This window comes from Pseudomonas sp. PDM32 (genome assembly GCF_019219225.1).
GTDB lineage: Bacteria > Pseudomonadota > Gammaproteobacteria > Pseudomonadales > Pseudomonadaceae > Aquipseudomonas > Aquipseudomonas laurylsulfatiphila.
In genome coordinates, this window is record NZ_JAHUWE010000008.1 from 322,201 (window position 1) to 334,524 (window position 12,324).

The window sequence follows — 12,324 nt, forward strand, 5'->3', positions numbered from 1 at the left end:
CTTCCTGACTCGGTTACCTGACCTGTGCTCAGGCACTGAACAGCTGGCTGATTTGTTCGGACAACGCGGCTACGTCCTTGGCCAGCAACCAGTCCAGCGTCAGGTAGACACCTGCGCAGACCAGCGCAATCAGCGCCAGGTAGAGCCAGAGGGGAACTTCATGGCGCAGCATTTGCGAGACCTGGTCTGGCAACGCCCAGTCAGGCGAGAGGGCCTTGGGTGTCTTGCGATAACGCGCGATGTCCTGGCCCAGGGTATTGGCCAGGTAACGCAGCTGATCCTTTTGCCCGAGGCTGAACTTGCCTTCGAAACCCAGGGCCAGGCACAGGTGGTAGACCTCGAGCACATCGAGGTGCTGTTTGACGTCGCCACGCAGGGCATCGATTTTTTCGAAGAAGCCTTCGCCGGCCAGGTGCACACCGAAATAGCGGAACTGCAGCGGCTGCAATTCAAAGTGCCGGCGCAACTCGTTGTCCCCGGAGCGCAACACGCTTTCATCGAGGAACGCACACAGGGCGTACTGGGTGTCCTTCACTTGTTCGACGCTGTAGTTGGCGCTGCGGGCATCGCGTTCCAGTGCCTTGAAGAAGGTGTCGACGCTGGCCTCGAAGGCGCTGACCGACGTCACTTGCCGGCCCTTGCGCACGATCAGCGCCATGCTGATGAAGTCTTGCACCAGGTCTTTGAGCGTCGGTTTTTCACGGGCGGCCGCAACGGCGCCTTGCAGTACGGCTTCGGTCATTTGAGTACCGCCATCAGTTCAAGCTTGAGGTTGGTGAAGGCGCTGGGCGCGTAGAAAGAGATGGCCTGGGCGCTCATCATTCGTTCATACACCCGGCCATGGGGCTCGATGGAGAAGTAGTGATTGTCCAGTCGCACCGGAATCGCATTGGGCAGGCGGGTCGAGTGATTGAGGGTGACGCCGGGCATGGCGCTGTTGACCACCACTTCGATGTCTTCCGGCGAGCCGACCTTGAACGCCCGTGGCACCAGCTCCAGCAGGCTTGCGCCCGGCATGTCGGCGTGCACGGAGATGTAGAAGTCCGCCTCGGCCAGCCGTGGGTCGTGCAATTGCCCTTGCCAGTAAGAGGGTTTGGTCTGGGTCAGGTTGATCACCACGCACTGGTTCGGCACGACGTTGTCGAGCAGCACGCGAATCATTTCGTCGAGCTTGACCAGCGAGGCCGCCGGGTCGTGGTGGTCGTATTCGGGGATGTCGTTGAGCTGCGTATCCAGCGAGAACGTCAGCAGGCCGCCGGCGAGTTCGGCCAGGAACAGATACAAGCGCTCGGGGTGCAGGCGCGGATGCGCGAGCAGGTGCGCCAGGCTCGGGTGGGCACGGTTCACCGTGTTCAACAGCCAGAACAGGGTGACGTCGCTGGAGCCAAATTCGGCGATCTGGTCCGCGCGCTCGCGACGACGCCCCGACAACGCCTTGCTCTTGGATTGCAGGGCGCCGAGCAAACGCTTGCCCAGTCCGACCAGGGTGTCGTGGGTGCCCAGGTGCAGCGTCGGGTGCACGAAATGCCCGTCGAGGTTGAAGCCGCCGATGTTGTTGCGCGACAGCCGGGCAATCGGGCACCAGGTGTAGCCATCGAGGTTGTCGCCGTCGATCAGCATCACCACGTTCAGGCGCAGGCTGGTGATTTCGTTTTCCAGGTCGCCTTCGTTGAGGTCCGGCAAGGTGTCGAACTGCTTGCGAAAGCGCCGCCCGGTCTTCTGCTCCTGGCCGTCTTCGACGTAATTGAGGCCGAATGGCTCGGGCAGTTTCAGCGCGGCGTAGACCTTCAGGTCGTTGCCCTTGAGCAGGTCCTTCAGGTCACGGGCCGCCGGCAGCGGGTCGTGCTGCGGTGCGTCGAACAGGCTGCCGTCGGGAAACACCAGCTTCAGGCGCTTGAGCTGCAGGGAGCCGGTGGCGAGGGCTTCCTCGTCCACTTCGAGCAACTGCACGCCCCAGTGAAAAGGCGTGTTGCGCAGGGTCGCCTGCGCCAGCTGATGCTGGTGGAACTCATCCTGATACTGGAAATGTTGTGGCAAAAGGAACATGCCTTCGGACCACATCACCCGGCTTTGCTTACTCATTGAGCGCCTTCCAATAATGAATTCAATTTCGACTCCACGGCTTTTTGCGCGGAGGCACTCGCCTGGTCCTGGGCTTTCTGCACCACGGCGTCCTGCACGCGTTCGGTCAGTGTGGGTTCGGCCGGTTGCTCAGCGGCTTTGGCCAGTTGTTCCTGGGTCTTGGGTTTATCGAGGACATCGACACCACTGACGGCAGACACCGTGTTGTTGTCCACCAGCACACGCAAGCCGTCGGAGGAGAACCAGATGCCGTCCTTGCGCAGGGAGTTGGCGTCGAACGCGACCTTCCAGCGGCTGTTCTCGTCGTTGCGGAAAAAAGCCGCGACGCCGACATAGCCCGCCGCCTTGTTCAGCGGCCACTTGTCGACTTGCCCCATGCCCGGCAACAAGGTGATTTCGCGGTTTTCGATCAGGGTATTGCCGAGGGCCTTTTGCGGGTCGTCCCACAGCGAGTCGGCATCCACCGATGCAAAGCGCTCCAGCGATGTCAGCTGGTACACCCGCAGCACCACCGAAAGCGGCTTGCCGGACGCATCGGGATTGAGCTGATTGCCGCCGTCGGACGTCAGGATGACCTTCTCGTTATCTTCGAACAGCATGTCGCCGGCCCAGGTATTGTCGACCCGCTTGCCGACCCGGTCGGTGACGCCGCACGCGCTGAGTACCGTCATCATCGCCACCGCCGTCAGGCATTTGGCCAATGTCGTCCTCGCGGGACGCTTCCCTGAATATCTCTTGTCCATGACCACTACCTGTTAATGCCCGATCAGTTCAGGCGATAGGCGAAATCGCCGTCGCTGCCCAACTCGATGCTCAAACTCTGAATCGGTTTGTCCTGCGCCATGCGCTCCAGAACCCGTTGGGCCAGTTCCGGCATCAGGGTCTGGGACAAAATGTTGTCGATGTTGCGGGCGCCGCTGTCGACCTCGGTGCAGCGCGAGGCAATCGCCTTGACCAGTGCCTCGTCATAGCTCAACTGCGCTTGATGATTGCGCTCGAAGCGCTGGCGGATGCGCGCAAGCTTGAGCGCGACGATACGCTCGAGAATCGCGTCCTTGACCGGGTAGTAGGGGACGATGGTCAGGCGGCCGAGGAACGCGGGCTTGAACACCTGGTTCAACTCGTCACGCAGCCCTTCGACGATGTCCTGTGGCGTCGGTTGCGGCTGAGCATTGAGGCACCACTGCATGATGCGGTCGGTGCCGGTGTTGGACGTGAGGATGATCACGGTATTGCGGAAGTTGATCTCGCGACCTTCGCCGTCATCCAGCACGCCTTTGTCGAACACCTGGAAAAACAGTTCGAGCACGTCCGGGTGGGCTTTCTCCACTTCATCGAGCAGCACCACGCTGTACGGCTTGCGTCGCACCGCCTCGGTCAGCACGCCGCCCTCGCCATAGCCGACGTAGCCCGGTGGCGAACCCTTGAGGCTGGAGACAGTGTGGGCTTCCTGGTACTCGGACATGTTGATGGTGATGACGTTGCGCTCGCCGCCGTACAGGGTGTCGGCCAGCGCCAGTGCGGTTTCGGTCTTGCCGACGCCGCTCGGGCCGAGCAGCAGGAACACGCCGATAGGTTTGTTCGGGTCTTCCATGCGCGCGCGGGAAATCTTGATGCGCTTGCCGATTTCGTGCAGTGCGTGGTCCTGGCCGAGCACCCGCTCGCCCAGCAACGCCGGCAGGCGCTGCACGGTTTCGATTTCGTCGCGCAGCATCTTGCCCAAGGGAATGCCGGTCCAGCCGGAAATCACTTCGCCGATGGTCCCGCCATCCACCAGGGCATGCACCAGCGGTTGCTCACCCTGGACGCTGGCCAGTTCGGCGCGCACCGCGGCAATCTCCTGGGCATCCGGCGTCTGATTCTCCGGGTGGCTGAGGGCGCCGAGTTTTTCCACCAGTTGCAGTTCGCGTTGCCACTGTTGTTCGAGGGCGTCGCGGGTCTGCTGTGCGCTTTGCAGTTCGGTATTGAGGGCGGTCAGGCGTCGGGCATGGTCGCTGCCTTTGGCGGCTTCCTGCTGCAGTACCGCGATTTCCGCCTGCAGGTTGTCGATCTGGCGTTTGCAGTCTTCCAGCGGCCCCGGCTGCGCCGATTGACCGAGGGCCACCCGGGCACAGGCGGTGTCCAGCACGCTGACGGCCTTGTCCGGCAACTGGCGGCCGGTGATGTAGCGATTGGACAGGCGCACCGCCTGCACCAGTGCTTCGTCCATCACCGTGACCTTGTGATGCTCCTGCATCTTGGCCAGCAGGCCGCGCAGCATGTGGATCGCCTTGTCTTCGTCCGGCTCTTCGACCTTCACTACCTGGAAGCGCCGCGCCAGTGCGGCATCTTTCTCGAAGTACTTCTTGTACTCGGCCCAGGTGGTCGCGGCGATGGTGCGCAGTTCGCCTCGGGCCAGGGCTGGCTTGAGCAGGTTGGCGGCATCGTTCTGCCCGGCCTGGCCACCCGAGCCGATCAGGGTGTGCGCTTCGTCGATGAACAGAATGATCGGATGCAGGCTGCGCTTGGTTTCTTCAATTACCGACTTGAGACGGTTTTCGAATTCGCCCTTCACGCCGGCACCGGCCTGCAACAGGCCCAGGTCCAGGGTGTGGATGGCGACGCCCTTGAGCACCGACGGCACGTCGCCCTGGATGATGCGCAGGGCCAGGCCTTCGACCACGGCGGTTTTGCCAACGCCGGCCTCACCGGTGAGGATCGGGTTGTTCTGGCGGCGGCGGGTCAGGATATCGACCATCTGCCGCACCTCGAACTCCCGGCCCAGCACCGGGTCGATCCGACCTTCGCGAGCGCTTTGCGTGAGGTTGATGGTGTATTGATCGAGGGCCGGGGTCTTGCCGTTGCCTTTTACCGTGCCGGCGCTGGCGACGTCGGATGTGCCCAGCGGTTTGGCCTGTTTCGACTCGGCGCTGCTGTCCACCAGCGCGCCGAGGTTGACGCGCAAGTCGTCAGCGTTGATTTTCTCAAGCTCGGCGGCGCTGGCGACCACCACGCGGCGCAGCTCGTCGTCATCGAGCAAGGCTTGCAGCAAATGACCCGTGCGGATCTGCGCCTGGCCGAATTCGATAGAGGCCAGGACCCACGCCTGTTCAATCATGCGGGTCAGGTGCGGCGACAGCGCCGGCGTGCGCGTATTGCCTTTCTTGAACGTCCCCAGTGCCGTCACCAGCTGCGCCTGCAAGCGCTCGGGCACCACGTCGTAATGACGCAGGATGGCCGGCAGGTCGTTGTCGTGACTGTCGAGCAACTGCAACAACAGGTGCTCGATTTCGACATCGTAATGGTGTTCCGACAGGCACAAGGCCGCGGCGCTTTCAGTGGCGGCGCGGCTGGTGTCGTTGAGCTTGGCAAACAGGGACTTCAGGTTCACAGGGAGACCCCATCAAAAGGAATGTGGAAGAGGGCACAACGGGATGGCTCGACGTCGGCGTCCGGGCGCTTGAGCCAGCCGAGCCAGCCCAGCGAAACGTTGCCTTGGCGCCCCAGGCGGGCAACGGGCACGGCCTGGGGTTTGAGCTTGGGCGCCAACTGGAAGTCGAGTTCCGCACCGACATAGAAACGCACCAGTTCCACCAGTTTCCGGTAGTCCTCGGTGCCTGGCTGGAAGCGTTGATAGTCGGCCAACTCCAGTGGACCCATCTCGATGCGCACGCACGACTGGTAGTCCCAGACCCGGTTGCCGGCGACGGCGCTTTGCCCGAGCACGGCGTTCTTGCGCCCCAGCTGCGTGCACTGGCCGGCGTCGAGTTTCAGCCAGCGACCGGCAAACGGCTTGACCTTGAACGGCAGCGAAAAATAAAAAGACAGCATCGCTTCCAGGTTCAACGCGTTGCGCGGTTTTTGCGCAAACAGCCCGGAGAAATAGCTGAACAGTTCACGGCGCAAGGGCGAGCCTTGCCGCTCGAATTTCTGCTTCTGCGCCTCGGGGCCGAAACCCACCAGGTTGAGCAGGTAGCGATCGAAATCCGAAGTACCGTTGCGTTCGTACTCGATGTAGAACTTGTACTTTTGCCAGGCCTCGTAGAACAGCGTGGTCATGCGGTGCGAAAAGATGTCGAGGAAGGCATGGGCCGCGTCATCGCGGTACTGGATGTGCCGCTCGATCAACAGCTCGGTGTACGGGCGCGGCAACACACCCGAGGGCCCGACCAGGCCCATGAAGGTGACTTGCATCTCGGACAGCGGCAGGCCGGCCACGGACACCTTGCCTTCACGCTCGAACTGCAGATCGCTGACTTCACTGGCCGGGAAGTTGAGCGACAGCTGCGAGCGAAAACGCAGAGGGTCTTCGTGCGGTCGGGTTTCCAGGTCCATGCGCCCGGTTCTGCTGTAATGCAGGCGAAGCAGGCGCACCAATTGGAAAAACTCGAATCGGTGCGGCTCAGCCCTTGCCTGGTCGATCAGACCAGGGGTTGATCGCCGGTTCGCGGTGGCCATTGGACGACTCTCTTTTCGCGCTGCAAGGTGCGAAGGGTTAATTGGGTAAAACTGTTCATGCTGCAGTACTGACCAAAGAAGTGATCGAGCACCATGCCGAACAGGAACACACCGCTGCCGGTGTATTGGCTTTCATCGAAATTGAGGGTGATGCCGACGCCGCGCACGAAGTTCGGCCGCGGGTGGCCGATGCGCGCCACCACCGGCTCGCTGCTCACCGAGACGATGCCGTTGATCTGTTTGCGCAGTGCCGACAGGTTGCGGTAGTTGTAGAGCGACAACAGCTCCAGCAGCACTTCGCGACCACGGGACACCAGCGACATATGGTTCAGCGACAGGTGCGAAATCAGTCGCCAGATCACGCCGTTGCCCAGCGGCACGCGAGCGGTGGCGGTGGGCTTGCGCAGGCAACGGATGTCCTTGATCACCGAGTTGCCCGGGATAGTGAAATCGCCGCGCTCGCCACCGAAAGGCAGCATCAGGGGCAGGTCGCGGTTGCTGCAGGTCAGGCGGATGCTCAACGTATCGTTGTTGGCTTCCATCAGCCCCAGTTCTCGATCGACCACCCGGATAAACACGTTCGAGCCATCGCGCTGGCCGGTCTGTACCGCTCGACGGCGGGCAATCCAGAAGCTCTGGCCCGGACCCTGATCGCCACGGGGCTCGAAAAACGGATGACAAGTGCCCACCTGGTCGATGCTGCCCACCTTGCGCACGCGCCGCACGCGATCGATGGACACCACTTCGGCCGAGCTTTGCAGGCGCACATCCGGCGTCACCGCGTACTCGTGCTGGGCGTGGGTCAACTTGATCGGCTCGGCCTGCTGGCGGAACAGGTTGATGATCGGCGTGCAATTGAGCTTGAAGTTATTGCGCCCGATGTTCTGCGTCAGGCGCGCCAGGCGGTCGTTCAGGTCATAGTCGGAGAAGTAGAAATTGACCTCGACTTTCTCGACCTCCTTGCCCGCCAGAATCCGTGCAAAGCCCGACAGGTCGAAGAACATGAACTTGTCGGGGAAGGTGAAGTACTCGTGCAGCAGGCGGTAACCGAGGAACGAGCGCTCCGAGTAATCCACCAGGCCTTCGTCCAGGCCATAGCCGACGGTTTTCAGTGCGTTGGCCGGCAAGGCGACTTCGCGGGTGCGGCCCTGATCTTCGAAGGTCAGCGTGGCCTTGGCCAGGTTGTTGAACAGCAGTTCGTACAGTTGCAGCATCAACGTGCTTTCGCCGTCGAGGAAGAACCGCAGGCGGTCCAGTTCCAGCTTGCCGAACATCATGTCGCCGGTCGCCACCAGGCCGATGCGCAAGCGTGCGACCAGGTCAGCGCTGTGGCCGTTGAACGCCGAACGTTCCATCTCGATGAACGACGCCTGTTGCACCGCCACCGGCCACAGCTCGACCGGGTAGCAGGTGCGGAATTTACACACCACGCCATCGATCGGGTTGGCACTGATTTCGGTATGCCGGGGCACGTGGAAGGCTTCGGTCACTTTTTCCTGCTTGCCCAGGTTGAACTCGACGATCGACATCGACGGGGTAGGGCGCAGGTAGTGCGGGTACAGCACTTCGAGAAACGACTCGACGATTTCCGGCAGCTCGTCGTCGAGTTTTTTGTGTACGCGTGCAGACAGGAACGAGAAGGCTTCGATCAAGCGCTCGGTATGCGGGTCTTCGCAGTTATCGCCCTCGATGAGCAACCGCGAAGCGATTTTCGGATACTGGCTCGCAAACTCCTGGCCCAAAAAGCGCAGGTGCGACAGTTCCTTTTCGTAATAGGGCAGCAGATCGTCGAGCATCAGTTGAGGTTCTGCACTTTGTATTCCTGGGTGTTGACCTGCAGCACCGCGTCGAAGGACACCTGACGGGTGACGTCCTGCAGGCGCAGGACCGCGTCCACGCGAAAGGTCAGCATGCGTTGGCCGGTCTGTTGGGCGAGCAGTTGGACTTTGACGCTGCGAAAGCGCCGGTCGCCGACCGAGATCGCCTTCTCCAGCTGCCGCTGGATCAACAGGCGATCCTTGGGGTCAAGCACGCTGCGACTGGTGAAATCCGGCATGCCGTAGTCGAGGATGGTGCCGCCCAGATTGACGAAACCTTCCAGCTCGTTGGCGACCAGGGACTGGCGGGTGTTGACCAGGATCTCCAGGTCGCGAACGATGCTGGCCTTGTAATCGGCCAGCGAACACAAGCGCTGCGATGACGCTTCGATGGACTGGTGCGGACGATCGTCCAGCAACCGGTCCAGCAGTGATGGCAACAGCTTGTGTTGACTACTCATATTGCCTCCCTGGCAATGTGCTCGATCAGCCGCGGGTCGATTGCGGCAATTCAGCGACCAGGCGCAACGAAGCGGTGAGCTCGTCCAGTTGGTAGTGCGGGCGCAGGTAGGTCACGGCCTTGTACACCCCCGGCTTGCCCGGCACTTCGAACACCTCGGCGCGGGCTTCGCGCAACGGGAACTTGGCCTTGGCTTCCTGGCTCGCGGTGTCGTCCAGCAACACGTAGCTCGACAGCCACTTGTTGAGGAACAGCTCGACGTCCTTGCGCGAGGCGAAGCTGCCGATCTTGTCGCGCATGATCGCCTTCATGTAGTGGGCGATGCGCGAGGTGGCGAAGATGTACTGCAACTGCGCGGAAAGCCGGGCGTTGGCGTTGGCGATGTCGGTGTTGTACTGCTTCTGCTTCTGCGCCGACTGGGTGCCGAAGAACGCGGCGTAGTCCGTGCCTTTGCAGTGCACCAGCGGAATGAAGCCGAGGTCCGACAGCTCTTTTTCACGGCGGTCGGTGATCGCGATTTCGGTCGGGCACTTAAGGGCGATTTCACCGTCATCGGTCTTGAACGTGTGGGTCGGCAGGCCTTCCACCAGACCGCCACCCTCGACGCCACGAATCGCCACGCACCAGCCGTAACGGGAAAACGCATCGGTGACCCGGGTGCCCAGCGCGTAGGCGGCGTTCATCCACAGGTACTTGTTGTGGTCGCGTCCGTCGACGCTTTCGACGAAGTTGAATTCCTCGACCGGCGTGGTATCCGGGCCGTAAGGCAGGCGACCGAGCACGTGGGGCAGGGTCAGGCCGACATAACGCGAGTCTTCGGAAGCACGGAACGACTTCCACTTGGCGTATTCGACGGTGTCGAAAATCTTCGCCAGATCCCGTGGGCCGGACATGTCGGTGAACGAATCCCAGCCAAACAGCTCAGGCGAAGCCGCCGAGATGAACGGCGCATGGGCGGCCGCGGCGACGTGGGAAATCTCTTCGAGCAGGTACATGTCTTCCGGGCTGCGGTTGAACTCGTAGTCACCCAGCAGCATGCCGAACGGTGCACCGCCGAAGGTGCCGTATTCTTCTTCGTAGATCTTCTTGAACAGCGCGCTCTGGTCGAATTCGGAAGCGGCCTTGAGGTCGCGCACCAGGTCTTTCTTCGACGCGTTGAGCAAGTGGATCTTCAGCGTGGTGCTGGTCTCGGTCTGGTCCACCTGATACTTCAGGCCGCGCCAGGAGGCTTCCAGCTGCTGGAACTCACTGGCGTGCATGATTTCGTTCATCTGTTCGGAGAGCATCGCGTCGATCTCGGCGATGCGCGCATCGAGCACGGCGATCAGGTCCTTGCTCGGCGTCATTTCGCCTTCCAGGATCTGGTTGACCAGTTCGCCGATCAGGTCGCGGGTACGGGTGCGTTCAGTCTCGGAACGGGCCACGCGGCTTTCGGAAATGATGCTGTCGAGCAACGAGGATTGCGCGGTGAAGCTGTCCACTTCAACCAGCGTGCTGTCCTGTTGAGTCACGGTTTGCTTGTCGTTCATCGTCAGGCTCCTACGCTTTGCCGTCGGTGGCCGGAACGGCGGCTTCACGGCCGAATTCCTTGCCCAGGGTTTTCAACTTCTCGGTGTTCTGCAACACGTCCATCAGCAGCTCTTCGAGCTTGTCGTTGCCACCCATCTTGTTGCGCAGGTCCGCCAGCTTGTTGCGCACTTCCAGCAGCTTGCGCAGCGGCTCGACCTGCTTGACCACGTTCTGCGGTTCGAAGTCTTCGAGGGCGTTGAAGTTGAGCTCGACGCCCAGCTGCGTGCCGTTTTTCGCCAGGGTGTTGTCGACGCGGTAGGTCAGGCGCGGCTTGATGCCCTTGAGCACGCCGTTGAAGTTGTCGCGGTCGATGAAAATGAACTTGCGATCCTTGAGCTTCGGCAGCGGCTCCAGCGGGTTGCCGGAGAAATCGCCCAGCACACCGACGACAAAGGGCAGCTCTTTCTTTTCCTGAGCGTCACCGATATCCACGTCGTAGGTGATATGGACCCGAGGCGCGCGGACGCGGTCGAGTTTGTGCTGGGTACTTTCCTTCTTCGCCATCGTGATCTCCTGTGCGAACAATTCGCTGCAAGTCGTTTGCGTGTCGGTTCAATGGGTGGCCGAGCGCGTTACATTCCTTCGATCGTCAGCAGCAGGCGCTGACGGATTTCATCGTTCATTTCCATGATGTTGGCGTGCCCCACCAACTCTTCGAAGCTGGTGTTGCCGGCGATCTGGGTGCTGCTGCGGATCACGGCCTCGTCGGGCAACTGCGAGCGAACCGGCGAGCTGATGACGCAGAAGGGCAGGTCGCCGAACTCCTTCAAGCGTTCGAAACTGACGGGGAAACGCAGGCCTTCGAGCAGACGGCTGATGCCGGGCGACTTGCTCAGGCAGTAGAACAGCACCAGGTAATGCACCACGAAGCGGTACAGCTCGGCGCTGCTGCGATTGGGGTCTTTGATGACGGTGCGAAAACGGGCCAGGTCGAACGAACTGAAGCCCACCACCCAGCGCACGGGGCTGGTGATGCGAATGGATTGACCGCTTTGGGACAGCACCTTGTCGTACTCCAGCGCAAACAATTGCGGGGTCGTACTGAGCAGGTTGAGGGGCACTTCGAGTTCATTGACCAGCTGGAACGGCGCGGCCGAGCCAATGCGGTCGAAGAGCTCCTTGAGTTCCTTGAAATGGTGCTGGGTCTCGCGCCCGCTGCTGCGTTGCGCACCTTGCAGGTATTCACCGAAAAACGCTTGCGGACGAATCAGCAAAGCCAGGGTCGCCAGGTAATCCGAGGCCTGCGCCTTGAGCGCATCGGAAATGGCCCGGGTCTGGCTTCGCAGCTGGATCAATGCTTCAACATCAAAAAACGTCTGAGTCATCGGTACATCGTCCTTGAACACTTCGCGACCACTACCCGGATATAACGGGAGTGGGTGCGGAGCGACTAATTTCTCGAGTGAACACCTGTTCACGAGTTGTGATTGCTGATGTTTGACATCAAAAAATCACACTGCCAGGAATCATTGGGAGTGCGATGCTGGCATATGGATATCGAGTTGCCAGTAACGTCGTGTATGGCAACAGGATGTGTAGGAAAGTTCCTACGAGGCGCGGATTTTTTCTTTTTTTTGATACAGGTCGCAATGATGTCTTGTTGCCATCACTTGCTGGATCTGAATGGCGAAAGTGTCTGAAACCCAATTAATTCAATGGTTTCAGGCAGGTAATGGATCCAATTTTTAATTGAAAATAATTTGAAAAAGGTGAACCGGTTCACCCAATACCCGCTTGAGGGTCCGTTGAAGAAAAGATTGCAGGATGAGTGTCATATAGCCGCCAACGAAGTGATGGCATCTCGGGTGTCCGGGATATACAAGGCGGCCTTTCCAATGCTGAACGAGTGTTCGGGCAATATGGCGTTACATATCGTCGATATTTCTGTATAACGCGCCAGGTACGACTGCACCCCGTAACTTTCATGTCGGGCCGTGCAATAGCGCGAGGCCTTTCGGG

10 protein-coding genes are annotated in these 12,324 nt (G+C 60.7%); all 10 read right to left on the reverse strand.

The window, feature by feature from the left end:
• Positions 1 to 28: 28 nt before the first annotated feature.
• The 10 genes from icmH to KW846_RS17615 all read right to left on the reverse strand — a co-directional run bounded on the left by icmH (position 29) and on the right by KW846_RS17615 (position 11,690).
• Positions 29 to 742, reverse strand: coding sequence for a type IVB secretion system protein IcmH/DotU (gene icmH, locus KW846_RS17570; RefSeq protein WP_102701748.1), 714 nt, complete (start codon positions 740 to 742; stop codon positions 29 to 31).
• Positions 739 to 2,082, reverse strand: coding sequence for a type VI secretion system baseplate subunit TssK (gene tssK / locus KW846_RS17575; RefSeq protein WP_007978722.1), 1,344 nt, complete (start codon positions 2,080 to 2,082; stop codon positions 739 to 741). Before tssK ends, icmH begins: the two co-directional genes overlap by 4 nt.
• Positions 2,079 to 2,825: a type VI secretion system lipoprotein TssJ gene (gene tssJ, locus KW846_RS17580; RefSeq protein ID WP_218483792.1), complete on the reverse strand. Its 747-nt coding sequence runs from the start codon at positions 2,823 to 2,825 to the stop codon at positions 2,079 to 2,081. The genes tssK and tssJ overlap by 4 nt, the downstream gene beginning before the upstream one ends.
• A gap of 23 nt (positions 2,826 to 2,848) precedes the next feature.
• Entirely contained in the window at positions 2,849 to 5,452 is a 2,604-nt protein-coding gene (gene tssH, locus KW846_RS17585; protein ID WP_218483805.1) for a type VI secretion system ATPase TssH, read from the reverse strand.
• On the reverse strand, positions 5,449 to 6,519 hold the full coding sequence (tssG, locus tag KW846_RS17590) for a type VI secretion system baseplate subunit TssG (protein ID WP_218483808.1): 1,071 nt from the start codon (positions 6,517 to 6,519) through the stop codon (positions 5,449 to 5,451). The genes tssH and tssG overlap by 4 nt, the downstream gene beginning before the upstream one ends.
• A complete protein-coding gene (tssF, locus tag KW846_RS17595; RefSeq protein ID WP_218483810.1) occupies positions 6,483 to 8,315 on the reverse strand; it encodes a type VI secretion system baseplate subunit TssF in 1,833 nt (610 codons plus the stop codon). The genes tssG and tssF overlap by 37 nt, the downstream gene beginning before the upstream one ends.
• Positions 8,315 to 8,797, reverse strand: a complete 483-nt coding sequence (gene tssE, locus KW846_RS17600; protein WP_102701753.1) for a type VI secretion system baseplate subunit TssE — start codon at positions 8,795 to 8,797, stop codon at positions 8,315 to 8,317. Before tssE ends, tssF begins: the two co-directional genes overlap by 1 nt.
• Before the next feature lie 25 nt (positions 8,798 to 8,822).
• Positions 8,823 to 10,325 (reverse strand): type VI secretion system contractile sheath large subunit, encoded by a 1,503-nt coding sequence (gene tssC / locus KW846_RS17605; RefSeq protein WP_007978737.1) that lies wholly within the window; start codon positions 10,323 to 10,325, stop codon positions 8,823 to 8,825.
• A 10-nt stretch (positions 10,326 to 10,335) separates the two neighbouring features.
• Positions 10,336 to 10,869, reverse strand: coding sequence for a type VI secretion system contractile sheath small subunit (tssB, locus tag KW846_RS17610; protein WP_007978739.1), 534 nt, complete (start codon positions 10,867 to 10,869; stop codon positions 10,336 to 10,338).
• Between the two features lie 68 nt (positions 10,870 to 10,937).
• A complete protein-coding gene (locus tag KW846_RS17615) occupies positions 10,938 to 11,690 on the reverse strand; it encodes a hypothetical protein (RefSeq protein WP_007978741.1) in 753 nt (250 codons plus the stop codon).
• Positions 11,691 to 12,324 lie beyond the last annotated feature (634 nt).